This window comes from Aeromonas sp. FDAARGOS 1417 (genome assembly GCF_019046985.1).
GTDB lineage: Bacteria > Pseudomonadota > Gammaproteobacteria > Enterobacterales > Aeromonadaceae > Aeromonas > Aeromonas veronii.
In genome coordinates, this window is record NZ_CP077221.1 from 1,317,171 (window position 1) to 1,341,501 (window position 24,331).

Sequence of the window (24,331 nt, forward strand, 5' to 3'; positions counted from 1 at the left end):
CAAAGCGAGCGCAAATGATCTGGTCAGATAAATTCGCGTTACTGCACCGCAGCGCACGCTTTGTCACGCTGGGCCTGCAGGGTCTCATCTTCGCTATCCATCGCCGCCAGAATCGCCTGATTGCAAGCCCGCTCTGCCAGCTTGGCCGGACTCTGTTTGGCATCTCCTATTTCGGCGATAAGGGGCCGATAACTGACGGCTGCCGAGCAATACATGGTGCGAAATTTGGGCAGTTGCCAGCTGCTGTCATCCTGCCGGGTCAAGTCATCACACAGCTTGTGAAACAGGGCGGACGCCTTGACCGTGCACTGGCTAAAACGCCGCACATCCTGCTCGTAGGGACGACAAACGCTCGGCTGCTGGATCTGCCACAGCTGAAAAGAGAACGGAACCGACTCCCCTTCATACTGCACCACCAGCGTCTTGGCCTCGGTACCATAGATATCGGCAACCTGCTGCTGTACCAGATTGAGATAAGCCGAAAAAAGATAGGAAACCGGATCCATCACCACCTCCCTGTGGTTGTCACTGCCGCGCTCTCTTACCGAAAACCGGGGCGATTTTCAAACGAGTAACAGGCGACAACAGCTTACTGATTTGGTTGGAAAAAATGATACTCTTCTCGCCACCCTCATGTACAACGTTCAAGGCTAAAGTGCGATGCAACAATGCGGTATTTATGAACAGCTCATTACTCAACTGCTGACATCTCGACTCGACCGCGAGCGCTTTTACGTAGGGGAACGCCAGCTTGAACCTGCCGAAGCGGCAGTTTGGTTATCCAGATTTCTGAGTCGGGTTTTGGAATATGCGGTGGGTTCGGTAACTGGTGAAGATCAGCTGCAACGGCAGATTGAGCTGGCTAACCAGTTATTGCTTTGGCTAAAGGATCGCACCCAAGACCCAGACTTTATTGGCGAGAACCTCATCGATAGTCAGGGAAAAATTCTGACAGCGCTCTACCAATTGGATAACCCCATCTCCGCCAATTTAAAGCAATATGCCGAGGATATTTTCCCTCTGACCGGTCTAACGCAAAGTGAGCTGTTCTGCGGTAGCAATGCAGGTTTGTCGATGGAGTCTGAGATTAAACGGGAAATATTATCGGCAGATAGCATCTGCTGGCTGGTCTCATTCATCAAATGGGCAGGCATCCGTATTTTCCGTCATGAGCTGGAAGAGTTCACTCGCAGCGGCCGCCAATTAAAAGTAATTACTACCTCTTATATGGGGGCGACCGATGCCAAGGCAGTTGAATTTTTAGCTAGTCTCCCAAATACCGAAGTCAAACTCAGCTATAACACCCAGCGCGAGCGGTTGCATGCCAAGAGCTATCTCTTTTGCCGGAATACCGGCTTTCATACCGGCTATATAGGCTCCTCCAATCTCTCTCACTCTGCCCTCACCAGCGGCTTGGAGTGGAACCTAAAAATCACCTCGCAAGAGATCCCGCATATTATCGAGAAATCCCTGAGTACCTTTGAAACCTATTGGGAATCCGATGATTTTGAGCTGTTTGATGGCAAGCTCGAAAGCCGTACAAAATTGCAGCATGCGCTGCAAGAGGCCCGTGGGGATGGGGACAAAAATAGCCCTGCCTATTTCTTTGATATCACGCCGTTTCCCCATCAACTGGAGATCCTTGAACAATTGGCGATGGAGCGCGCTTTACACCAGCGCTTCCGTAACTTGGTGGTTGCGGCCACCGGTACAGGGAAAACCCTGATCTCCGCTTTTGATTTTGCGCGTTTTCTGAAAACCAAACCCGACGCCAAGTTTCTGTTTGTCGCCCACAAAGAGGAGATCTTGCGCCAAGCATTGGCCTCATACCGCGGAGTGCTCAAGCAATCCAATTTTGGCGAACTCTTAGTCGGCGGCGCCGTGCCAACCCACTACCGTCAGCTATTTGCCTCGGTGCAATCCTTGAATAACCAGCTGGCTAATTTACGTCTTAGCCCAGACTATTTCGATTACATCGTCATCGATGAGGTTCACCATATTGCGGCGGCCAGTTATCGCGGTCTGCTCGCCGCCTTTGAACCTCACATTCTGTTGGGATTAACCGCAACGCCAGAGCGCCATGATGGCAGTGATATTCTTGCCGACTTTTGTGGTGTCATCGCAGCAGAGATACGCTTGCCCGAGGCTATCAATCGTCGCCATCTCTGTCCGTTCCAATATTTTGGTATCGATGATGATACTGACTTGCGCCAAGTGGCTTGGAAAAATGGCCGTTATGACATCACTGAGCTCACCAATATCTATACCCACAATCAGCAGCGGGTACAGAAAATCGTCCAGAGCCTCAATGAGATCGTCACGGATATTACCAAGATCAAAGCACTGGCATTTTGTGTGAGCCGTGAACATGCCGATTTTATGCGCAAGTCCTTTTTATTGAAGGGCATCAAGGCTGATATTCTCACCAGCGATAACCGAGAAGAACGGTATAGCAAACAACAAGATTTGCGTACCGGCGTTATCAATATTCTCTGCGTGGTGGATATCTTCAACGAAGGGGTTGATATCCCAGAAGTCGATACCTTGCTGTTTTTACGACCAACGGAAAGCCTCACCATCTTTTTACAGCAATTAGGGCGGGGCCTGCGGCTGGCGAGCGATAAAGAGTGCTGCACCGTGTTGGACTTTGTTGGCAATGCCCGTGCTGAGTATGACTTTGCCCAGAAATTCCGGGCTCTGGTGGGTAAAACCAATAAGGCGATCAGCCACGAGATCAAACAGGGCTTCCCTCACGCCCCATTGGGTTGCCGCATCGAGCTCTCAAAACAGACCCAAGAGTTCATTCTGAGCAATATCAAGAGGGCGACCCTCAATACCTCGCGCCTCATGGGCCTGATCCGCCGTTTCTCACAAGATTGCGATTTACCGCTGACGCTGGCGAATTTTTTGAAGTTCTACCCTCATATCAGCCTTGAGGAGATCTACAAGCGCGGCAATTGGAGCGCCTTGGTCAAACAGGCTAGCAACCATACCATTTCTGAAATAAGTGATGAGAAGTTGTCGACTCTCTACACCCGGGCCATCAAAACCCGGCTATTGGGCTGCGATGCGCTCCATTACTTGAACTTCTTACAAACCTTGGTGGCAGACGCATTTACCTTAACGGCCGAGCACGATGCACGCATGGCCTTGATGTGCCATTACGACTTCTGGCAACAAAGCGGCCCCACTGCTGGCTTTAGCTCCTTGGCGCACAGCCTGAAACAACTCAATCAACCTGAATTAAGGGCCGAGCTGGCAGATCTGTTGCCCATGCTGATCAACCGGGTGCAACACGAACAAAGCGCCATGCCAAACCTTCCCGGTAATCCGCTGCAACTGCATGCTCGCTATGCCAGAGAGCAGGTGCTGGTTGGCTTTGGCGCGACCACCTTCGCCCACCAACCCACGGCTCGTGAAGGGGTCTATCTCATCGCAGAGCAAAATATCGAGTTGCTGTTCGTGACCTTGAACAAAACGGAACAGCACTTCTCCCCCACTACCCGTTATCACGACTACGCCATCAACGAGTCGCTGTTTCATTGGCAGAGCCAAAACAGCGCTCGCCCAGAACGGGGTAAGGGGCTGAGTTACATCAACCACAGAGCAGAAGGTAAGCGCTTGTTTTTGTTCGTCCGCGAGCAGAGCAAAGATGAATTTGGCCGCACCCTTGGCTTTGTGAACTTTGGTGAGGTGGAGTACGTATCCCACACTGGCAGCCAACCGATGAACATTAAATGGCGTCTCACTACTCCGATGCCGCCATTTATGTGGAAAGAGGCCGCCAAACTGGCGGTTGGTTAGTAAGGCTTCTCACCCGGTGGGGATATGGCGCAAAACCCACCGGATTCTTGCCCAAAACCCCGGCTAAATTATCCAGTTGCATAATAACCATGCGGCCTTGCGGTTGTTTAACTGGCCCTAACGTCAGATAATACCGCCCGCCTTCAAACCCCGATAACCCGACTTTCAGTGACGGTAATTGATGACTGAGTACCTGCTTTTATTGATCGGCACCGTGCTGGTTAACAACTTCGTGCTGGTGAAATTCCTCGGCCTCTGCCCCTTTATGGGGGTCTCCGGCAAGCTGGAAACCGCCATCGGCATGGGGCTGGCGACCACCTTCGTGATGACCCTCGCCAGTGCCAGCTCCTATCTGGTGGAGCACTATATCCTGCTGCCGCTGGATATCGCCTATCTGCGCACCCTCGCCTTTATTCTGGTGATCGCCGTGGTGGTGCAGTTTACCGAGATGGTGGTGCGCAAGAGCAGCCCGACCCTCTATCGCCTGCTGGGGATCTTCCTGCCCCTCATCACCACCAACTGCGCGGTGCTCGGGGTGGCGCTGCTCAGCATCAATGAGCGACACGACTTTATCCAGAGCGTGATCTACGGCTTTGGCGCCGCCACCGGCTTCTCGCTGGTGTTGATCCTGTTCGCCGCCATGCGCGAGCGTCTGGTCGCCGCCGATGTGCCCGCCCCATTTCGCGGGGTGTCGATTGCCATGATCACCGCCGGTCTGATGTCGCTGGCCTTTATGGGCTTTACCGGCCTTATCAAGATATAACCATGATCCATATTCTCTTTGCCATTCTGGTGCTCACCCTGCTGGCGCTGGCGTTCGGGATTATCCTGGGCTTTGCCGCCGTCAAGTTTCATGTGGAAGCAGACCCCATCGTCGACCAGCTCGATGCCCTGCTGCCCCAGACCCAGTGTGGCCAGTGCGGCTATCCCGGCTGCAAACCCTACGCCGAGGCGCTCGCCAACGGCGATCAGATCAACAAGTGCGTGCCCGGTGGCGAGGCTACCATGCGCAAGATTGCCGATCTGATGGGGGTCGAGCCCCAGCCGCTGGGGGGCAGTGACGAGGCCGCAGTGCCGGTCAAAAAGGTCGCCTTTATCCACGAAGATCAGTGCATCGGCTGCACCAAGTGCATTCAGGCCTGCCCGGTGGATGCCATTGTCGGCGCTACCAAAGCGATGCATACCGTGATTGCCAACGAGTGCACCGGTTGCGATCTCTGTGTTGATCCCTGCCCGACCGATTGCATCGAGATGATCCCGGTGCCCACCACGGTCGATAACTGGAAGTGGGATCTCAATAACGTGCATGTTCCGGGCAAGATTCCGGTCAAGATAGTGGAATAAACAGCGGAGCAACCATGCATTCCTTACTCGAACGTATCAAAGCCGGCACGCTCTGGGACTTTCACGGTGGCATTCACCCCGCCGACAACAAGCTGCAATCAAGCCAGAGCCCGGTGGTAGACGCCGGTCTGCCGCCACGCCTCATCATTCCGCTGCGCCAGCACGCAGGCCCCGCCGGCGATCTGCTGGTGCAGGTGGGCGACAAGGTCAAAAAAGGGCAGCCGCTGACCCGTTATGCCAAGGGGCGGGTCGTCCCTGTCCATGCCTCCACCTCCGGCACCATCACCGAGATTGGCAACCACACGGTTGCCCACCCCTCCGGACTCGGCGATCTCTGTGTCATTCTCACCCCGGATGGGGAGGATGAGTGGGGCGAGCGCAATGGCAAAGCGGATTACTGGAATCTGGAGCGGGGCGAGCTGCTCGAACGCATCCAGCAGGCGGGGGTAGCGGGCCTTGGCGGCGCCGTATTCCCGACCCACAGCAAACTCGACGGCCGCGGCCAGCTCACCGAGATCCTGATCGTCAACGGGCTGGAGTGCGAACCCTATATCACCACCGACGATCGGTTGATGCAGCAGTACGCCGACGAGATCATGGATGGCATCCGGGTACTCAAGCACCTGCTCAAACCAAAACTCACCCTGATCGGGGTAGAAGATAACAAGCCCGAGGCGATCGAGCAGCTGACCCGCCACGCCACCGATGAAGATGTGCTGGTCAAGACGGTGCCGACCAAGTACCCCTCGGGCGGTGCCAAGCAAACCATCGAGCTGCTGACCGGCCGTCAGGTACCCAAGGGGGGCCGCGCGGTCGATATCGGCATCATGGTGCTCAACGTCGCCACCGTGTTTGCCATCAAGCGCGCCATTATCGACGGCGAGCCGCTGATCGAGCGGATCGTCACCCTTACCGGCGACAGCTTCAAGCAGCCCGGCAACGCCTGGGTGCGCCTCGGTACGCCGGTGCGCTGGCTGTTGCAGCGTTTCGAACTGCAACCGGAAGCGGAGCAGCGGGTGATCATGGGGGGCCCCATGATGGGCTTTACCCTGCCCCACGCCATGGTGCCTGTGGTCAAGGCCACCAACTGCCTGCTGGCGCCGACGCAGGCCGAACTGCCCGCCCCCGGCCCGGAGCAGCCCTGCATCCGTTGCAGCGCCTGCGCCGATGCCTGCCCGGCCACCCTGCTGCCGCAAGAGCTCTACTGGTACAGCCGGGCCAAGGAGTATGACAAGGCCGAGAAGCTCAACCTGATGGACTGCATCGAGTGCGGCGCCTGCGCCTGGGTCTGCCCCAGCGAGATCCCGCTGGTGCAGTACTACAAGATCGCCAAAGACGACATTCGCGAAGCCCGCGCCGAGGCCGAGAAAGCCGAGCGCGCCAAGCAGCGCTTCGAGGCCAAGCAGGCCCGTTTCGAGCGGGAGAAAGCGGCCCGCGAAGCGCGCCATGCCGAAGCAGCCGCCCAGCGCCGTCAGACCATGACGGCCGCAGGCGGGGAAGATCCGGTGGCAGCGGCCCTTGCCCGCATCAAGGCCAAGCAGGATGCCCCCATCACAGCCATTACCGCCACCGCCGAGGGCTTGCCTGACAATAGCGCCGTGATTGCCGCCCGCGAAGCCCGCAAACGGGAAGCAGAAGCGCGCCGCGCCGCCAAGCTGGCGGAGAGCGCAAACAGCGACACTGCCGCTGCGGCGCAACCCGCCGAGGCGGTTGACCCCGCCAGCGATCCCAAGAAAGCAGCCATCGCCGCCGCACTGGCGCGCGCCAAGGCCAAGAAAGCCGCTCAGGCTGGCGATAGCGCCGAGCCTGTGGCTGCCGAAGCCGCTGCTGCGCCTGCGGTAGATGCTGATCAGCAAAAGGCAGAGGTTGATCCGAAAAAAGCGGCAATTGCCGCCGCCATTGCCCGTGCCAAAGCCAAAAAGGCCGAGGCGAATGCTGAACCGGTAAGCGCAGATCACAGCGCGGTAGCCGACGCAGGCTCGCAAGGCGATGCGCCATCTGCTGCCAGCGAAGCAGTTGACCCCAAGAAAGCCGCTATTGCTGCTGCCATCGCCCGGGCCAAGGCCAAGAAGGCCGCTCAGCAGGGTGACAGCGCTGAGGGCGAACTGACTGCAACCGCAGGCACCAGCGAATCCGCTGCAACCCAAAGCGATGCGCCATCTGCGGCCAGCGAAGCGGTTGATCCCAAGAAAGCCGCTATCGCCGCTGCCATTGCCCGCGCCAAGGCCAAAAAGCTGGCCCAGCAGGGCGAAAGTGCCGGTGCTGAGGGTGCGCAAGGTGAGCTATCAGCAAGCGCGGAGACCCGTGACGTGGCGCTAGCCAAGAGCGAAGTAACCACCAGCCAAAGAGATACGGCTGCAAGTGAAGCGGTCGATCCCAAGAAAGCCGCTATCGCCGCTGCCATCGCCCGGGCCAAGGCCAAAAAACTGGCCCAGCAGAGCGAGCGTATCAGTGCAGAGGTAGAGAGTGCCAGTGCTGAGGTAGAGAGTGCCGGTACTCAGGTAGATAGAGCCGGTACTCAGGTAGATAGAGCCGAAACTGAGGGTGAGCGCGCACCGGCCGAGCCGATGCAAACCGACGCCGCCAGCAGTGAGCAACCACTTGCCGTCACTGCCGCGCCTGAAGCGAGCGCTCCAGCGGTTGACGCCCCGGTTGATCCGAAAAAAGCGGCCATTGCAGCCGCGGTGGCCCGCGCCAAGGCGAAGAAGCTGGCGGCCGAGGCAGCCAGAGCCGCAGAGACCGCCGCTGAAGATGCCCCGTCAGCCGACCGAACAACCACAAGGTAATCGACAGACTCATGTTCAATATTGCGACTGCGCCGTTTGCCCATAACCGCAAACAGACCCGAACCCTGATGCTGCTGGTGATCCTGGCCTGCGTGCCGGGCTTGCTGGCCCAGACCTGGTTCTTCGGCTGGGGCTCCTTTATCCAAATCCTGCTGGCGATGGTCACTGCGCTACTGTGCGAGGCGCTGGTGCTCAAGCTCCGTGGCCGAACCATCAAGCCTGCCCTGATGGATGGCAGTGCGGCGCTCACCGCCGTGCTGATCGGTCTCTCCCTGCCGCCGCTGCTGCCGTGGTGGATGCTGGTGGTGGGCACGGCCTTTGCCATCATTGTCGCCAAACACCTTTACGGCGGACTGGGTCAGAACCTGTTCAACCCGGCCATGGTCGCCTATGTGCTGCTGCTGGTCTCCTTCCCGGTGCAGATGACCAGCTGGCTGCCGCCGGAGAGCGTGCGCGCCTACAGCCTCGGCTTTGGCGACGCGGCGTCAGTCATCTTCACCGGCTTTAGCCTCGACGGCTACAGCATGGCCCAGCTCAAGCAGGGGGTGGATGGTCTCACCATGGCGACCCCCCTCGATACCCTGAAAACCGGCCTGACTCAGGGGCTCACCACCGGCGAGATCCTGAGCGGCCCGCTGTTCGAGGGTTGGGGCGGCATCGGCTGGAGCTGGGTCAACCTCGGCTATCTGCTGGGCGGCCTGTTCCTGCTGCAACAGAAGGTGATCAACTGGCGCATTCCGACCGCCATTCTCGGTGCCCTGCTGGCGGCCTCCACCATCGGCTATCTGGTGAGCCCGGATGCGACTGCCACGCCCATGTTCCATCTCTTTAGCGGCGCGACTATGCTGGGGGCCTTCTTTATCGCCACCGATCCGGTCAGCGCCTGCACCACGCCGCGCGGCCGACTGGTCTATGGCGTGCTGATCGGGGTGCTGGTCTACATCATTCGCCGCTTTGGCGGCTATCCCGATGCGTTTGCCTTCGCCGTGCTGCTGGCCAACCTTTGTGTGCCGTTTATTGACAGCCTGACTCGCCCGAAAGTGTATGGAGCCCGTCGCCAATGATGTTTCTGCCCTTTTCCCCCATCACAGCTGACGGAGCCCGGACATGTTAAAGAGCATGCGCAAGAACGGCCTTATTCTAGCCATGTTCGCGCTCGGCTGTACCGCGCTGGTGGTACTGACCAACGAGCTGACCAAGGATAAAATCGCCCACCAGCAGCAGCTGGAGAAACAGCAGACCCTCTCGGTATTGCTGCCGGAGGGGAGCTATGACAACGATCTGGTGGCCAGCTGCAAGCAAGTCACCAGCAGGAAGTATCTGGGTAGCGATCAGCCGCAGGCCCTCTATACCGCCAGCAAGAATGGCGTGGTGACCGGCTATGCGCTGGAGGCGATCGCGCCGGATGGCTACAGCGGGGCAATCCGCATCGTGGCGGGCTTTGATGCCAAGGGCACCATCACCGCCGTGCGCGTGCTCGCTCACAACGAGACCCCGGGCCTCGGTGACAAGATCGAGCTGAAGAAATCGGACTGGATCAACAGCTTTGCCGGAAAATTCCTGACCCATGACAACGAGCCTCAATGGGCGGTGAAGAAGGATGGCGGCGAGTTCGATGCCTTTACCGGCGCCACCATCACCCCCCGTGCCGTGGTCAAGGCGGTGAAGAACCTGCTGAAACTGCAGCAGGAGCAACCCGAACTGCTCAGCAACGCCCCGGCTTGTCCGGCGGCGCACTAACGGAGTCGAGCCATCATGAACCAGATGGAACAGATTGAAACGGGCGCAGCCCCGATTGCCGAGCTGGAAAGCCGCAAGGGCGAGCTCAAGGAGCTGATGAGTCAGGGGCTGTGGAAGAACAACCCCTCGCTGGTGCAGGTGCTGGGCCTCTGCCCGACCCTCGCCGTCTCCTCCACCTTTACCAATGCGCTGGGGCTGGGCCTTGCCACCATGGCAGTGCTGGTCTGCTCCAACCTCGCCGTCTCGCTGGTGCGCAACTGGGTGCCGAAGGATATTCGCATCCCGGTCTATGTGATGATCATCGCCTCGCTGGTGACAAGCGTACAGCTGCTGATGAACGCCTACACCTATGGCCTCTATCAGGCGCTTGGCATCTTTATCGCCCTGATCGTCACCAACTGCGTCATCATCGGCCGCGCCGAGGCCTATGCATCCAAGAACCCGCCGCTGTTGGCGGCCCTCGACGGCCTGATGATGGGCCTTGGTTTTACCCTGGTGCTGCTGGTACTGGGCGGCATGCGCGAGATCATCGGCATGGGCACCCTGTTTGATGGCGCCGAGCTGCTGCTGGGCGAGTGGGCCAAATCCCTGCGCATCGAGCTGTTCCACGCCGATGCCAGCCTGCTGCTGGCGATTTTGCCGCCGGGCGGCTTTATCGGGCTGGGACTGCTGATCGCCGCCAAGAACGCCATCAACGACTGGCGTGATCGCAAACAGGCCGCTACCGTAGCCCACTGCAACGTTGCCCCGGCCCGCGTCCGGGCGACCGAGCTATGATCGGACGCAAGGCATGAACAATCAGAAACGCAGAGAGATCCTCGAGCGACTGCGGGAAAACAATCCCCACCCCACCACAGAGCTCAACTTCAACTCGCCGTTCGAGCTCTTGATCGCCGTGCTGCTCTCGGCGCAGGCGACCGATGTCAGCGTCAACAAGGCGACCGACAAGCTCTATCCGGTGGCCAACACCCCGCAGGCGATGCTGGATCTCGGGGTGGAGGGGCTCAAGAGCTACATCAAGACCATTGGCCTCTTCAACACCAAGGCCGAGAACGTCATCAAGACCTGCGCCATCCTGCTGGAGCGCCACGGCGGCGAGGTGCCGGAGAACCGCGAAGCGCTGGAAGCCCTCCCCGGCGTCGGCCGCAAGACCGCCAACGTGGTGCTCAACACCGCCTTTGGCTGGCCCACCATCGCCGTCGATACCCATATCTTCCGGGTATCGAACCGCACCGGCTTTGCGGTAGGCAAGAACGTGGATCAGGTGGAGGAGAAGCTGCTCAAAGTGGTACCCGCCGAGTTCAAGCTGGATGTCCACCACTGGCTCATCCTGCACGGGCGTTACACCTGTCTGGCTCGCAAGCCCCGTTGTGGTTCCTGTATCATCGAGGACTTGTGCGAGTACAAAGAGAAGGTCTATCCAGAGAGCTGATGGCCTCGCAACCGAGATTGAAAGCAGTACACATCACCAACCCGGAGAACTGAGCAATGAGAATTCTGCATACCATGCTGCGTGTCGGCGATCTGCAACGCTCCATCGACTTCTACACCCGCGTCCTTGGCATGAAGCTGCTGCGCAAGAGCGAGAACAGCGAGTACAAGTACACCCTGGCCTTCGTTGGCTACGGTGACGAGAAGGATGAAGCGGTGATCGAGCTGACCTACAACTGGGGGGTGAGCGAGTACGAACTGGGCTCCGCCTACGGTCACATCGCGCTGGAAGCGGACGACATCTATGCCACTTGCGATGCCTTGCGCGCCGCCGGTGCCAAGATCACCCGCGAGCCGGGCCCGGTCAAGGGCGGTACCACCGTCATCGCCTTCGTCGAAGATCCGGACGGTTACAAGATTGAACTGATCGCCAAGAAAGATGCCGGTACTGGCCTCGGTGACAGCTTCTAAGCTGCCCTAATCCCGCTGCCGAATGGCAGGATCAAAAAAGAGCGCAGATGCGCTCTTTTTTATGCTTCTCTGACCGGGGACGGCGCTAGATCTCGCCATTGCGCCCCATGCTGATCACCACCCGCCGGTTCTTGGCACGACCCTGTTCGGTTTCGTTGGAGGCGACGTGCTGCTTCTCGCCATGCCCCTCCACCGAGATCTTGCCAGGATCGATCCCCAGATCGACAAACACCTTCTTGATGGCATCGGCCCGCTTCTCGGAGAGTTTCAGGTTCGGCCAGCGGCCGCCATAGCTGTCGCTGTAGGCGTCGATCACCACCACGTCGATGCTCTTGTCCGCCTTGATAAACTCGCTGATCATCGCCAGCCGCCGCTTGGAGGGAATGGAGAGCTGATCACTGTTCTTGTCGTAGGTAAGCACGCTAAAGGCGATGTCATTGAAGCTGTAGGGCAAGAGCCCGCTCAGACAGTCTATAAAGGCCTGATATTTCACCCGAAAGTTGACCGACGAGAGGGACACCCGCACCGCGCGGTTCTGGCGATACCAGTCCCGATACTGGAAGGTCGGCATCCGCCCCCCCTCCAGCTCGTCGAGCATGGTCCAGGCGGTTTGCCCCTCCACCAGCCCATCGAACTGCTGATAGAAGCGCAGTTGACTCACTTCTCGCCCGGCTATCCCCGGGCGCCATACCGGCGGCATGATGCCAAGGCTCACCGTCTGGGTCTGGGCCTGTGGCCGCTTGCCCTTGAGTTCGAAGTCGAGGTTGATCTTGCGACCGGCACGACTGACAAAAGCCCCCGTTCCCCAGTTGGGAATAGGATGCTCGAGGCGACACTCAATCTGGGTATCGGAGGTCAAACGCCAGACGGATTGATCCAGACCGGCACCAAATTCGGTGACCCCAGCCTGTAACTGCATACTCACGGATATGCTGACCAACCCCAACACCCAAGCGTTCAATTGCTTGTCCTCCACACGATCTCACAAGAGATATCGGCGGCAAGAGGCCAAGCTTTAGCGACAAACTGCAAAGGCGTGCCGTTGGTGTGGCAAAGGCTTGCCCCTCAGCGACAACCGACCGCAAGCGGCGCTTATTCCCCCTCTTAGCTCCGTGCCAACCGGCAGGAAGCTCGCTACAGTAAAATCAGGGCAATCAGACGCCGCTTATCGGGAACCACACTCATGCACCGCTCTTGCTCCTCTTTATTGCAGATGTTGTTGCCAATGCTGCTGGCGCTATCCGGCAGCACCGTCAAAGCTGCAACACAGGATCAGGAGTGGGCACAGGAGCGCGCCAATGCGGTGCTCTCGCTGATGACCTTCACCGTGGTGCCCGACATCACCGCCAGCAACCTCGATATCGGCAGCGGCACCAATCAATCTGCCGCCCTCAACATGACCCAGATCGGCGGCGGCGCCACCATGAGTGAAGCCGTGCCCATCTATCTGGAAGGGGCGATCGGCTTTAGCCGCTACGATCCCCAGTTTGTGGTGAGCAACGGCACCGAGAGCCGCACCCTCCCGACCAAATGGAACAGCCTGACAGCTTCAGGCGGGATCGGCTGGGATATCGCCCTCCATGAAGACCCGCGCGGTGGCCACTGGGTGCTGCGCCCCATCGCCAACGTCTCGCTCGGTACCATGGCCAGCGATCTGCGGATCGGCAACTGGCTGCTGGAGCGTACCAAGGGCTATTCGCTGGATTTTCTCGATGGTGGACAGCTCAATATGTACGGACTGGGGGGCTCGCTGATGCTCGACTACGAGCTCTTTTCAAAGACGCAGGATATCGATATCGAAGTGCGCTACTCCTACCAGCACCTGCAGAGCTTTGGCGGTACCTCGACCAGCGTCAGTGGTCACGCCGAGGCGGAGAACCTCGGTCTCTATCTGCGCCGCCGGGCCCCACTGTTTGACTGGACACTGCTCGACAGACCGGTGCGCTATGTACTGGAGGGGGCCCATACCGCATATCTGGGGGAGCAGCGGGGGTTGCTTGGCTTTGACTCCCTCAACTCTATCGGCGCCGGTCTGGAGCTGGACAGCAGCAAATACGACATCATAGTCACCCGTACCCGGCTGGTTGCCCGCTATATGTTCAGCCACAACACCAGCGGTTATTCCATCGGGTTGGCCATGAGTTTCTAAGTCGTTATTTTTGCCTGCCAAGAGTGGGCAATCCTCAGGAAAAGTACATTAACACGCCATATAATCATGCCCTATTGAAGGAGGGTTTATTTATCCTGCCCCTTTCATATGCCTCACCACCCAGTCATATCAGGTAAAAATATCTTCCTGCTGGTAGGCTAATTTCCCCCTCGCACACCGAATATTGGAGTTTTTTGTCTGTGTATTTACGGCGCGCAATGGCTGATTGGTCCTGTGATGTCGCCAGCCTGTGCCCGCTTGCAACAGAGAAAATACTCAACTCCAGATATTGCAGCCCAATGGCCAACTTTATCGATGCCCATAAGGAACCAACTCGGAGGTCCCCCATCTTGTGTCCAGTGACACGAATCATACCTAACTCATTGTTTTAAATGATTTATAGTTTTTCATATTTTATGAATCCAATTAATCCTGTTTTATTTTACTTACATCACCCGACTGCTAAATTTGGCGTCATCCCGGCAGGACGAGGCGCACTGAAACGACTGACTGCGGGCTACTGATAACAGGTGTGCAATGAGCACAGAAATAACGTTCAGGCATAGCAACCGTTATTTTGACGACATCACACTTGCTGATCCTTGTTGATTTGAGGTTATCTGATGAAAAAAACGCTGCTTGCTCTCTCTGTATTGGTCATAACCGGAACCGCATATGCAGGGGTGCCTGATTTATCCGCCAGCTGTCCTGGACATATTAATCTTCGCGTCGAAGATGGCACGGCTTATATCAATAACCAGCAAGTTCCGCTTAAAAAAGTGAATTCAAATTTCTACGAGGCGAGCAAGGGGCGCACCACCCTCTCCATGGTGAAAAATGGCGACTGGGGCATCACCTATTTTGTCAAAAATGGCGACAGCGGCGCCTGCCAGCTCAATGACGATGAGAACGATGACGACGGCGATGATGATGAGAGCGCCAGCAGCAGTGCCTACAACGGCAGCACTGCGCAAACCAAGGTTGCCGAGAACGCCTGCATGAACGCCGTCGCCAGAAAAGCAGGCGTCAGCCGCAGCAAACTGACCCTCGACTATGTGGCCGACTCCCAAGCGGGGATGATGATTGATATCAAAGGGCCCCATGACCGGCTCTGGCACTGCCTCACCGACTCCCGCGGCCACATTTCGGGCATCAATCAGGACTGATTTAGAGCCACGGCTCAGCGGAGCCCACACCGCCCGTGGGGGCTCCCCCCCTTATCCATTGCAATTATTTGATACAGGTAAATGAAGATGAAATCCAAACAGACTCTGCTCAATGTCACCCTCGGTTGCCTGCTGGCGGTCGGTATCTCCGGCTGCGCCGTGGCCAAAACCCATCATGGCCACAAGACCCATGCCCAAGCGCACGCTCAGGAAGGAGCCGTGCAGTATGGCGACGAGAGCCCGTGGGCTGGCAACTATAAGGCGGTCACTGACGATGGCCGCACCGTGGCCGAAATTCACGTCGATACCACAGGGGAGACCTATATCGATGGCAATCAGGTCAAACCGAGCCACAGCGGCAGCGACTACCTGAAATTAAAGCAGGAGACCATCACTTACACCCTGCGCAAAAGCGGCGCCAGCTGGAAAGACAGCGATGCCGGCACCAGCGGCCGCATCCTGTTCGATTGATAACCCCGACACCGGCCTTGCCAGACACCAAGCCCCGCCAAGGGGCTTTTTTGCACCTGCGATTTACCATCAACCACAGCCCGCCCCGAAAAATCCAGCCTTGCCACAGAGTTAGTGCAATCTGTCACATATTCCTTCTGGTGAAATTGTTAGGATGGCTCAATTCGGCACCTCATCGCCCAATTCCAAAGCGAGTTGAAATGGACTTCACACCCGTTATTGCGGTTCTGCTGGGCCAGTTCTGGTATCTGCTGCCCCTGTTGTTGATTGCCACCCTGATCAAAACGCCTTGGTTCAAAGGGATGGTTGGAGAGGCATTTATCAACTTGGGCATCCGGCTTTTTCTCGACCAGCGGGAGTACCACCTGCTCAAGGATGTGACGCTGCCCACCCCGCAGGGCACTACCCAGATCGATCATGTGATCGTCTCGCGCTTCGGGCTGTTTGTCATCGAAACCAAGAACATCAAGGGGTGGATATTTGGCAATCCAGCCCACAAGAGCTGGACCCAGCAACTCTATCGCCGCAAACATACCTTTCAAAATCCCCTGCGCCAAAACTATCTGCACCTGATGACGCTCAAATCCTTGCTGGGTCTTGCTGATCATCAGCTCCATTCGATTATCTACTTTATTGGCGACTGCACCTTTAAAAACCCCATGCCGGATAACGTGATGAACCGTGGGCTTATTCGCTATATCAAGAGTAAAACCACGCAGGTGTTGACCCCTGCCGAAGTCACCAGAGTGATCGACACCATCCAGCAGGGACGACTGGCCGCCAATTGGCAGACCCATAAACAGCATGTGGCGCAGTTGAAAGCACGTCACAGCGAGGTTCCCCGCCCGCCTTTATCCGTAGCTGCAATGCCTGTGGTCAATCAGGTGGTGAACGCCGCGCCAACCATCACCGAATCGCTCACCCAAGCAAATCCACTATGTCCCAGATGCGGCAACCCGATGGTATTGCGTACCGCCAAACGGGGGGATAACCGAGGCAATCGGTTTTGGGGATGCAGTAGCTATCCAACATGTCGGGGAATTACACCACACCAATAAACATGCCGACCTAAAGTACGGCCCAAACCATAAAAGGTTCACCCATATTCACAAACCAAAACACATCTATTCAAAGGGAGTTGATTAATGAACATCAAGAAAATGTCGGTATTAGCAGTAGTGGCCAGCATCAGCATGCTAATGACAGCTTGTGCATCACCACCACAACCGACATGGAAAAAAGAAGGCGTTACAGATGACGATACCCTCACTGCATTATCTCAATGCAGATATGAGATACGTCTTAACGATATTTCTGCCGAAGAAAAAAACGAAGTAATCACGGATTGCATGCAAGCGAAAGGCTTCCGTTGGAGAGTCTATTAAGCATGCGTGCGGGTTGCCATTAACAATGGCAACCCGCTTTGCAACTAGTCTCGAAGCAAACCCAGTCCTACCGAATCGTCGCCATCTGCCGCACGCAGCGTTGCTCCCTGTCATCTACCCGCTTGGCAAACCAGGCGGTGGTGAGGTTGCGGGTGATTTTCGGGCTCTTTAGCTGAATGCCGGGCAGGATGGCGCGGGGCAGTCGCTTGCCCGCTTGCTTGTCGGCCAGGGTAAAGATGCGATGGTAGAGATCGGTCTCGGCAAATTCGGCGGTATCCCCTTTGCGCAGGCTCTGGTGGATTGCCTGTTTGCTCATATTGACCCGGTTGGCGAGGGTGTAAACGGCAAGCTCGGTGTTACCCGGCAGATCCGAGTCATAACGGATCAAATCCCCGTCCAGCGCCAGAGTTTTGCCACTCAAACGGCTGACGGCGGCCTGAAAGGCGGCATTGCGACTGGCGTACCAGCCGGCGTTGAAATCGGCAAAGCGGTAGAGGGTATCCGGGTAGTCGGCGGGATAACCGAAGATATGTTTGGTGCCAAACCAGATGCCGCCGCGACGGGTAAAGACTTCGTGGCGAATGGAGTCCTTGATTGGATAGGGGTAGCCACGGGCGTTGGCCTCGGCAAAGGCGATGCTCACCTGCATCGGGCCACCGGTATGCACCGGGTTGAGGTTGCCAAACAGCGTCTTGCCCATCGGCAGCATGCTGATCATGTCTTCGAAGATTTCACTCATCTCCCGCTCGGTACGCAACTTGTCGATGCGCTCGGCATAGCTCTTGCCGGTGGGCGAGTTGATGGAGAGCGCGGCCCGCACCATAAATTCGGGGATCAGCAGCTTGGCTGCCCGTGAGTTGATCTCTTTCCAGGCGATCTTGCCAAGGCCCGGCACCACGGGGTCGGCCTGATAGGTGGCTTCCTGCTCCGCCACCGCCAGCACGCTACAGACATTGTGATCATTCACCGTCACCCCCTGGGTGGTGAGCGCCGTCACCACGTCGTTGGCCCACCCTTGTTTGTCAGGCACCTGACGGGGCAAGAAGCGCACGATGCGGCTCTTCATATCCGCCGGTTTGCGCGGCTGCATGGCAGGGGGCGTTTTGGGGTTGCTCACGCTCGCCTCTTTGGCAGGCGCGGAGGCGGGATCACTGGCACAACCGGCCAGCAACAAGGCAGAGCAGAAGGCAAGAAGACGACAGGAAGGCAAAGCGGTCATAAGCATGTCCATTTTTTGTTGGCCCTACAGGCAGCGCCGCTGGCTCTGCACTGACAAGCAAAGTGGGGCCATTGTAGAGGATTGCCTGCTGCAGTTGAAACTTGTGCTCGCAGCATCCCCTCCCCTTGCCAGCTTTTGCCGCCCCACGCGCCATCCGTTGTCTGCGATGCGGAAGACATGACCTTCCTCCATGACTCACCCGAGCCGAACGGTGAGCGCCAGATAAAAAGAAACCCCCGCCATCGCTGGCGGGGGTTGGTCGTCTGGCAAGTCGGGCTGATACCCGCTGCAAACTCTTAGCGGTTTTTCACCTTCTGGTGCAGCTCCTGCACCGAGTTGACATTGGCGGTGGCATCCACGCTGATGGCCATGCAGGTGGCAAACGCCTCGTTCATGGTGGTGGTATACGCCACCTTGTTCTGCAAGGCGGCGCGACGCAGCTGCTTGGAGTCCTGGATCGCCACCCGTCCTTCGGCGGTGTTGACGATGTAGGTGTACTCGCCATTCTTGATGCGGTCGAGAATGTGCGGGCGACCTTCGTGCACCTTGTTGACCAGACGCGGGTTGATGCTCGCCTCACCCAGCGCGACGGCGGTGCCGTGAGTGGCATCCAGCTCGTAGCCCAGCTCCAGCAGCTTGGCGGCCAAGTCGACCACCTGCGCCTTGTCGCTGTGACGCACTGACAAGAGGGCACGACCCTCTTTCGGTACGGCGTGGTTGGCACCCAGCTGCGCCTTGGCATAGGCCTCGGCAAAGCTGCTGCCCACACCCATTACCTCACCGGTAGAGCGCATCTCTGGCCCCAGCAGCGGGTCAACCCCCGGGAACTTGGCGAACGGCAGTACCACCTCTTTCACCGAGTAGTAGGGTGGGATGATCTCTTTGGTGAAGCCCTGTTCTTGCAGCGACTGACCGGCCATAACACGGGCGGCAATCTTGGCCAGCGGAGCACCGGTCGCCTTGGAGACAAACGGCACGGTACGGGCGGCACGCGGGTTCACCTCGATGAGGTAGATGTCATCGCCCTTGACCGCGAACTGCACGTTCATCAGGCCGATAACGCCGAGCTCCAGCGCCAGCTTGCGCACCTGCTCGCGGATCTCGTCCTGAATTTTCTTGGACAAGGTATAAGGAGGCAGGGAGCAACCGGAGTCACCGGAGTGAATACCGGCCTGCTCGATGTGCTCCATGATGCCGCCGATGACTACATCGGTGCCGTCGCAGATGGCATCCACGTCCAGCTCGGTCGCATCGTCCAGGAAGCGGTCCAGCAGTACCGGCGATTCGTTGGAGACGCTCACCGCCTCGGCGAAGTAGCGACGCAGATCCTGCTCGTCATAGACGATTTCCATGGCGCGGCCACCCAGCACGTAGGAGGGGCGAACCACCAGCGGGTAGGTGATACGCTCGGCCAGCAGCACGGCCTGCTCCAGTGCGGTGACGGTGCCGTTTTCCGGCTGCTTGAGGCCGAGGCGCTCGACAGCAGACTGGAAGCGCTCGCGGTCTTCGGCGCGGTCGATGGCATCCGGGCTGGTACCGATGATCGGCACGCCGTTGGCTTCCAGTGCACGGGCCAGTTTCAGCGGGGTCTGGCCACCGTACTGAACGATGACGCCCTTGGGTTTTTCGATGCGCACGATTTCCAGCACATCTTCCAGGGTCACCGGCTCGAAGTAGAGACGATCCGAGGTGTCGTAATCGGTGGAGACGGTCTCCGGGTTGCAGTTGACCATGATGGTCTCGTAACCGTCTTCGCGCAGGGCCAGCGCCGCGTGCACACAGCAGTAGTCGAACTCGATACCCTGACCGATACGGTTCGGGCCGCCGCCGATGATCATGATCTTGTCGCGGTTGCTCGGGGCCGCTTCGCACTCCTCGTCATAGCTGGAGTACATGTAGGCGGTGTTGGTGGCGAACTCGGCGGCGCAGGTATCAACCCGCTTGTAAACCGGGAAGATGTTGTGGCGGGCGCGCAGTTTGCGCACTTCCCCTTCGGCCACACCGAGGATCTTGGCCAGACGGGCATCGGCAAAGCCTTTGCGCTTGAGGGCGCGCAGGAAGTCGGCATCGAGACCGGCCATGCCGCGCTCTTTCACCTCTTCCTCCAGCTTCACCAGGTCTTCAATCTGCACCAGGAACCAGGGGTCAATCTTGGTCAGCTTGAAGATGCCATCCATGGAGAGACCGGCGCGGAACGCATCGGCGATGTAGAAGATACGGTCGCTACCTGCATCCTGCAGCTCGTGACGGATGCGGGTCAGGGAGTCCGGGGCGTTCAGATCCACCATGGGGTCGAAGCCGGTCTTGCCGGTTTCGAGGCTGCGCAGCGCCTTGTGCAAGGACTCCTGGAAGTTGCGGCCGATGGCCATCACTTCGCCGACCGACTTCATCTGGGTCGTCAGACGGTCGTTGGCACCGGCGAATTTCTCGAAGTTGAAGCGCGGCACCTTGGTGACCACGTAGTCGATGGCTGGCTCGAAGGAGGCCGGAGTGCGACCGCCGGTGATGTCGTTCATCAGCTCGTCGAGGGTGTAACCGATGGCGAGCTTGGCAGCGATCTTGGCGATGGGGAAACCGGTCGCCTTGGAAGCCAGCGCAGAGGAGCGCGACACCCGCGGGTTCATCTCGATGATGACCATGCGGCCATCTTTCGGGTTGATACCGAACTGGACGTTGGAGCCGCCGGTCTCGACGCCGATCTCGCGCAGCACCGCCATGGAGGCGTTACGCATCAGCTGGTACTCCTTGTCGGTCAGCGTCTGGGCTGGCGCGACCGTGATGGAGTCACCGGTGTGGATACCCATGGGGTCGAAGTTTTCGATGGCGCAGACGATGATGCAGTTGTCGTTGCGATCCCGCACCACTTCCATCTCGTACTCTTTCCAGCCGATCAGCGACTCGTCGATGAGCAGCTCTTTGGTCGGCGACAAGTCCAGACCGCGCTCGCAGATCTCGACGAACTCTTCGGTGTTGTAGGCGATGCCGCCACCGGAGCCGCCCATGGTAAAGGAGGGACGGATGATGCAGGGGAAACCGACCATCTGCTGCACGCCCCACGCCTCTTCCATGTTGTGGGCGATGCCGGCACGCGGGCACTCGAGGCCAATGCTGCGCATCGCCTTGTCAAAGCGGGAGCGGTCTTCGGCCTTGTCGATGGCGTCGGCGGTGGCACCGATCATCTCGACACCGAACTCGGCCAGCACGCCATGCTTCTCCAGCGCCAGTGCGCAGTTAAGCGCAGTCTGGCCGCCCATGGTGGGCAGGATGGCGTCCGGGCGCTCTTTCTTGATGATTTCGCGCACCACTTCCCAGGTGATGGGCTCGATGTAGGTGGCGTCTGCCATCTCCGGGTCGGTCATGATGGTGGCCGGGTTGGAGTTGACCAGAATGACGCGGTAGCCCTCCTCGCGCAGGGCTTTGCACGCCTGAGCGCCGGAGTAGTCAAATTCGCAGGCTTGGCCGATGACGATGGGGCCGGCGCCGAGGATCAGGATGCTCTGAAGGTCATTACGTTTTGGCATGAAACTCTTTCCTCTATTTCTTAGGCGCGATACTGCTTAATCAATTCAATAAAGTGGTCAAAAAGACCGGCACAGTCGTGCGGGCCCGGGCTCGCTTCGGGGTGCCCCTGGAAGCTGAAGGCCGGACGGTCGGTGCGATGGATACCTTGCAGGGAACCATCGAACAGGGAGACGTGGGTGGCGCGCAGGCAATCCGGCAGGCTGTTCTCGTCTACCGCAAAGCCGTGGTTCTGAGCGGTGATCATGACGGTGTTGTCATCGAGGCTCTTCACCGGATGGTTGGCGCCGTGGTGGCCAAACTTCATCTTGACGGTCTTGGCGCCGGAGGCCAGACCCAGCAGCTGGTGACCCAGACAGATGCCGAATACCGGCGTGTTGGTATTGAGGAAAGCCTTGATGGCCTCGATGGCGTAGTCGCACGGCTCGGGGTCGCCGGGGCCGTTGGAGAGGAAGATGCCATCCGGGTTCATTGCCAGTACCTCGGCGGCCGGGGTCTTGGCAGGCACCACGGTCAGGCGGCAGCCACGGTCAACCAGCATCCGCAGGATGTTGCGCTTGACGCCAAAGTCATAGGCTACCACGTGGTATTTCAGCTGGTCGGCATCCGGGGTGACGTGCCCCTTGCCAAGCTGCCAGCTCCCTTCGGTCCAGTTGTACGCCTCACCAACCGTCACCTCTTTGGCCAGATCCATTCCCTTCAAACCGGGGAAGGCGCGGGCCTGTTCGAGGGCATAGGCTTCATCGACCTGTTTCCCGGCCAGAATGCAGCCAGCCTGAGCGCCTTTCTCGCGCAGGATGCGGGTCAGTTTACGGGTGTCGATGTCGGCGATGCCAACGATGTTGTGAGACTTGAGGTATTCGGAGAGGGATTGCTGATTGCGGAAATTGGAGGCAAGTATCGGAAGGTCCCGGATGATCAATCCCTGAGCATGGATCTGACTGGACTCTTCATCTTCGCTGTTGGTGCCGGTGTTGCCTATATGGGGGTAAGTGAGGGTGACGATCTGACGGGAATAAGAGGGATCGGTGAGGATTTCCTGATAGCCCGTCATCGACGTATTGAAAACCACTTCACCAACGGAACATCCCTCGGCGCCTATCGACACGCCTTTGAACACAGTTCCATCTTCCAGCACTAGCAATGCAGTGTGATTCAAGACAACCTCCAGTTATTTAGCTTTAAATTCAGCAATTTACCTGGGTGTTGCGGGCTCGGTTCCGGTCTTGGACAGGACTCGAACCCGGCAGATTTCTGGCAAATTGGGCGCATTCTACTTAAAAAAAGTGGCATTTCAACGTCTTTTCTCAGATGAAACGCATCTAAATTCAATAAAAAAGCAACATTACCCATTATCTATGCACTTGGTCGCTTTGCAACCCCCTCCCACGAAAGAAAAGTAAAAACCACCACCAAAAGATGCCACCAAGCCAGAGATAACGACAAAAACAAACAAAAAACCCAATTAAAACAATGGCGTTTATTTTTACAAAAAAAACATTAATGACAAATTTAACGTTTTTATGATGACAAGAGTGAGCATGAAAAATGGAAAACGTTTTTCCGCGTTTGAATTTTTAGTCTTTTCTTGTCGGTGTAAAAAAATGGCTTAATCAGCCATAAAGATGCTCAAATCTGTTACCTGGTGATGACATTCAGGAAGGGGAAATCTGGCGGATAACGCAATATTGTGATTTATAAGGCATTCAATTAAAAATTGCAGGCAGCGTGTCTTTTTACACAAACTCTGGCTGACTGACAGCAAAAACCCCGGCAAGCCGGGGTTTTTCACTGGGGTAGCAGTAGTACGAAAGTGCCGCTCAGAGGCATCACTTGAGATTGAGCACATCCTGCATGTCATAAAGACCGGCCCCCTGCTGACCAAGCCACTTGCCCGCCCTCACAGCACCGTTGGCGAAGGTCAGACGGCTGGAGGCCTTGTGGCTGATCTCCACCCGCTCGCCGATATCGGCAAACATGACGGTATGCTCCCCCACCAGATCGCCGGCGCGAATGGTGGCAAAGCCGATAGTGTTGCGATCCCGCTCGCCAGTGATCCCCTCGCGACCATAGACGGCGCACTCCTTGAGATCCCGGCCCAGCGTTTTGGCGACCACTTCCCCCATGGAGAGCGCAGTACCGGATGGCGCATCCACCTTGTGGCGATGGTGGCCCTCGATGATCTCGATGTCGGTGTAATCCCCCATCACCTTGGCGGCCTGCTCCAGCAGCTTGAACACCAGGTTGACCCCGACCGAGTAGTTGGAGGCGAACACGATACCGATCTGCTTGCCCGCCTCTTTCAGGGCGGCCTTGCCTGCATCGTCAAAACCGGTGGTGCCGATCACCATCTGCTTGTGGTGGGCCAGCGCAAAAGCCAGATTGGCCAGGGTCACCTCCGGACGAGTGAAGTCGATGATGAGATCAAACTCGTCACGCACCTTGTCCAGACTGTCGCTGATGGCCACGCCCAGATGGCCCAGCCCGCCCAGCTCACCGGCATCGAGGCCGATCACCGCCGAGCCCGGCCGCTCCAGTGCAGCCCCGACCACCACGCCATCGGTGTTGGTGATGGCCTCCAGCAGCACCTTGCCCATACGACCATTACAGCCCATCACGGCCACACGGATCGGATTGTCCATCTCCACCCTCTCATCTCTTTTAATTATGGAAAGAGACCGTTTTACCAGCCCGCGCCGGGTTTGAAAAGCCATGATGCCACCACTCCTTGCTGCACTCGCCAACGGCAGCGCCCACTGGCTGGCCAAGAACTTCCTTTTGGTCACAGGCCGTTTTTCATCGTCTCACTCCATCATTTGGCAGACCGGGTGCCATCTGATAGGTTC

At 57.8% G+C, this 24,331-nt stretch carries 20 protein-coding genes; 14 read left to right on the forward strand and 6 right to left on the reverse strand.

Features of this window, described 5'->3' with window-relative positions; all coding sequences use genetic code 11:
• Positions 1-38: 38 nt before the first annotated feature.
• Positions 39-506 carry a hypothetical protein gene (locus tag I6L47_RS05770; protein WP_216948878.1) on the reverse strand — a complete coding sequence of 156 codons (468 nt, stop codon included), beginning with the start codon at positions 504-506 and terminating at the stop codon, positions 39-41.
• 154 nt (positions 507-660) lie between these two features.
• On the opposite strand from I6L47_RS05770, the gene I6L47_RS05775 reads away from it, so the two are divergent.
• From I6L47_RS05775 to gloA, 9 genes are all read left to right on the forward strand, one after another.
• Entirely contained in the window at positions 661-3,804 is a 3,144-nt protein-coding gene (locus tag I6L47_RS05775; protein ID WP_216948879.1) for a DUF3427 domain-containing protein, read from the forward strand.
• 181 nt (positions 3,805-3,985) lie between these two features.
• Positions 3,986-4,567 (forward strand): electron transport complex subunit RsxA, encoded by a 582-nt coding sequence (rsxA, locus tag I6L47_RS05780; RefSeq protein ID WP_005337600.1) that lies wholly within the window; start codon positions 3,986-3,988, stop codon positions 4,565-4,567.
• 2 nt (positions 4,568-4,569) lie between these two features.
• Positions 4,570-5,148, forward strand: a complete 579-nt coding sequence (gene rsxB / locus I6L47_RS05785) for an electron transport complex subunit RsxB (RefSeq protein WP_005350799.1) — start codon at positions 4,570-4,572, stop codon at positions 5,146-5,148.
• Between the two features lie 14 nt (positions 5,149-5,162).
• Positions 5,163-7,934 (forward strand): electron transport complex subunit RsxC, encoded by a 2,772-nt coding sequence (rsxC, locus tag I6L47_RS05790; protein ID WP_216948880.1) that lies wholly within the window; start codon positions 5,163-5,165, stop codon positions 7,932-7,934.
• Positions 7,935-7,945: 11 nt separating this feature from the next.
• On the forward strand, positions 7,946-8,998 hold the full coding sequence (gene rsxD, locus I6L47_RS05795; protein WP_216948881.1) for an electron transport complex subunit RsxD: 1,053 nt from the start codon (positions 7,946-7,948) through the stop codon (positions 8,996-8,998).
• A gap of 43 nt (positions 8,999-9,041) precedes the next feature.
• Positions 9,042-9,674: an electron transport complex subunit RsxG gene (rsxG, locus tag I6L47_RS05800; RefSeq protein ID WP_150997409.1), complete on the forward strand. Its 633-nt coding sequence runs from the start codon at positions 9,042-9,044 to the stop codon at positions 9,672-9,674.
• Positions 9,675-9,698: 24 nt separating this feature from the next.
• A complete protein-coding gene (locus I6L47_RS05805; RefSeq protein ID WP_041202329.1) occupies positions 9,699-10,451 on the forward strand; it encodes an electron transport complex subunit E in 753 nt (250 codons plus the stop codon).
• 13 nt (positions 10,452-10,464) lie between these two features.
• Positions 10,465-11,106, forward strand: coding sequence for an endonuclease III (gene nth, locus I6L47_RS05810; RefSeq protein WP_076493712.1), 642 nt, complete (start codon positions 10,465-10,467; stop codon positions 11,104-11,106).
• Between the two features lie 56 nt (positions 11,107-11,162).
• Positions 11,163-11,576, forward strand: a complete 414-nt coding sequence (gene gloA, locus I6L47_RS05815) for a lactoylglutathione lyase (protein ID WP_005347113.1) — start codon at positions 11,163-11,165, stop codon at positions 11,574-11,576.
• An 85-nt stretch (positions 11,577-11,661) separates the two neighbouring features.
• Here gloA and I6L47_RS05820 read toward each other — a convergent pair whose 3' ends face one another.
• Positions 11,662-12,537 carry an OmpA family protein gene (locus I6L47_RS05820; RefSeq protein ID WP_005337611.1) on the reverse strand — a complete coding sequence of 292 codons (876 nt, stop codon included), beginning with the start codon at positions 12,535-12,537 and terminating at the stop codon, positions 11,662-11,664.
• Positions 12,538-12,759: 222 nt separating this feature from the next.
• On the opposite strand from I6L47_RS05820, the gene I6L47_RS05825 reads away from it, so the two are divergent.
• From I6L47_RS05825 to I6L47_RS05845, 5 genes are all read left to right on the forward strand, one after another.
• Complete coding sequence (locus I6L47_RS05825; protein WP_216948882.1) at positions 12,760-13,725, forward strand: autotransporter domain-containing protein; 966 nt, start codon at positions 12,760-12,762, stop codon at positions 13,723-13,725.
• Positions 13,726-14,348: 623 nt separating this feature from the next.
• A complete protein-coding gene (locus tag I6L47_RS05830; protein WP_204483141.1) occupies positions 14,349-14,891 on the forward strand; it encodes a hypothetical protein in 543 nt (180 codons plus the stop codon).
• 87 nt (positions 14,892-14,978) lie between these two features.
• Positions 14,979-15,362 carry a hypothetical protein gene (locus I6L47_RS05835; RefSeq protein ID WP_216948883.1) on the forward strand — a complete coding sequence of 128 codons (384 nt, stop codon included), beginning with the start codon at positions 14,979-14,981 and terminating at the stop codon, positions 15,360-15,362.
• A gap of 200 nt (positions 15,363-15,562) precedes the next feature.
• Complete coding sequence (locus I6L47_RS05840) at positions 15,563-16,420, forward strand: nuclease-related domain-containing protein (protein ID WP_216948884.1); 858 nt, start codon at positions 15,563-15,565, stop codon at positions 16,418-16,420.
• Positions 16,421-16,507: 87 nt separating this feature from the next.
• A complete protein-coding gene (locus I6L47_RS05845; RefSeq protein ID WP_005337622.1) occupies positions 16,508-16,747 on the forward strand; it encodes a hypothetical protein in 240 nt (79 codons plus the stop codon).
• 67 nt (positions 16,748-16,814) lie between these two features.
• Here the strand turns inward: I6L47_RS05845 and I6L47_RS05850 are convergent, their stop codons facing one another.
• The 4 genes from I6L47_RS05850 to dapB form a co-directional block, all read right to left on the reverse strand.
• Positions 16,815-17,966 (reverse strand): DUF1615 domain-containing protein, encoded by a 1,152-nt coding sequence (locus I6L47_RS05850; RefSeq protein WP_047437512.1) that lies wholly within the window; start codon positions 17,964-17,966, stop codon positions 16,815-16,817.
• A gap of 296 nt (positions 17,967-18,262) precedes the next feature.
• Complete coding sequence (carB, locus tag I6L47_RS05855) at positions 18,263-21,487, reverse strand: carbamoyl-phosphate synthase large subunit (protein ID WP_005337626.1); 3,225 nt, start codon at positions 21,485-21,487, stop codon at positions 18,263-18,265.
• Positions 21,488-21,507: 20 nt separating this feature from the next.
• Positions 21,508-22,644 (reverse strand): glutamine-hydrolyzing carbamoyl-phosphate synthase small subunit, encoded by a 1,137-nt coding sequence (gene carA / locus I6L47_RS05860; RefSeq protein WP_005337628.1) that lies wholly within the window; start codon positions 22,642-22,644, stop codon positions 21,508-21,510.
• Positions 22,645-23,314: 670 nt separating this feature from the next.
• Positions 23,315-24,127 carry a 4-hydroxy-tetrahydrodipicolinate reductase gene (gene dapB, locus I6L47_RS05865; RefSeq protein ID WP_216948885.1) on the reverse strand — a complete coding sequence of 271 codons (813 nt, stop codon included), beginning with the start codon at positions 24,125-24,127 and terminating at the stop codon, positions 23,315-23,317.
• Positions 24,128-24,331 lie beyond the last annotated feature (204 nt).

What these genes read in the sequence shown, in the direction of transcription:
- I6L47_RS05770 (WP_216948878.1), bottom strand. Translation starts at nt 506, where the DNA reads ATGGATCCGGTTTCCTATCTTTTTTCGGCTTATCTCAATCTGGTACAG.
- I6L47_RS05775 (WP_216948879.1), top strand. Translation starts at nt 661, where the DNA reads ATGCAACAATGCGGTATTTATGAACAGCTCATTACTCAACTGCTGACA.
- rsxA (WP_005337600.1), top strand. Translation starts at nt 3,986, where the DNA reads ATGACTGAGTACCTGCTTTTATTGATCGGCACCGTGCTGGTTAACAAC.
- rsxB (WP_005350799.1), top strand. Translation starts at nt 4,570, where the DNA reads ATGATCCATATTCTCTTTGCCATTCTGGTGCTCACCCTGCTGGCGCTG.
- rsxC (WP_216948880.1), top strand. Translation starts at nt 5,163, where the DNA reads ATGCATTCCTTACTCGAACGTATCAAAGCCGGCACGCTCTGGGACTTT.
- rsxD (WP_216948881.1), top strand. Translation starts at nt 7,946, where the DNA reads ATGTTCAATATTGCGACTGCGCCGTTTGCCCATAACCGCAAACAGACC.
- rsxG (WP_150997409.1), top strand. Translation starts at nt 9,042, where the DNA reads ATGTTAAAGAGCATGCGCAAGAACGGCCTTATTCTAGCCATGTTCGCG.
- I6L47_RS05805 (WP_041202329.1), top strand. Translation starts at nt 9,699, where the DNA reads ATGGAACAGATTGAAACGGGCGCAGCCCCGATTGCCGAGCTGGAAAGC.
- nth (WP_076493712.1), top strand. Translation starts at nt 10,465, where the DNA reads ATGAACAATCAGAAACGCAGAGAGATCCTCGAGCGACTGCGGGAAAAC.
- gloA (WP_005347113.1), top strand. Translation starts at nt 11,163, where the DNA reads ATGAGAATTCTGCATACCATGCTGCGTGTCGGCGATCTGCAACGCTCC.
- I6L47_RS05825 (WP_216948882.1), top strand. Translation starts at nt 12,760, where the DNA reads ATGCACCGCTCTTGCTCCTCTTTATTGCAGATGTTGTTGCCAATGCTG.
- I6L47_RS05830 (WP_204483141.1), top strand. Translation starts at nt 14,349, where the DNA reads ATGAAAAAAACGCTGCTTGCTCTCTCTGTATTGGTCATAACCGGAACC.
- I6L47_RS05835 (WP_216948883.1), top strand. Translation starts at nt 14,979, where the DNA reads ATGAAATCCAAACAGACTCTGCTCAATGTCACCCTCGGTTGCCTGCTG.
- I6L47_RS05840 (WP_216948884.1), top strand. Translation starts at nt 15,563, where the DNA reads ATGGACTTCACACCCGTTATTGCGGTTCTGCTGGGCCAGTTCTGGTAT.
- I6L47_RS05845 (WP_005337622.1), top strand. Translation starts at nt 16,508, where the DNA reads ATGAACATCAAGAAAATGTCGGTATTAGCAGTAGTGGCCAGCATCAGC.
- I6L47_RS05850 (WP_047437512.1), bottom strand. Translation starts at nt 17,966, where the DNA reads ATGACCGCTTTGCCTTCCTGTCGTCTTCTTGCCTTCTGCTCTGCCTTG.
- carB (WP_005337626.1), bottom strand. Translation starts at nt 21,487, where the DNA reads ATGCCAAAACGTAATGACCTTCAGAGCATCCTGATCCTCGGCGCCGGC.
- dapB (WP_216948885.1), bottom strand. Translation starts at nt 24,127, where the DNA reads ATGGACAATCCGATCCGTGTGGCCGTGATGGGCTGTAATGGTCGTATG.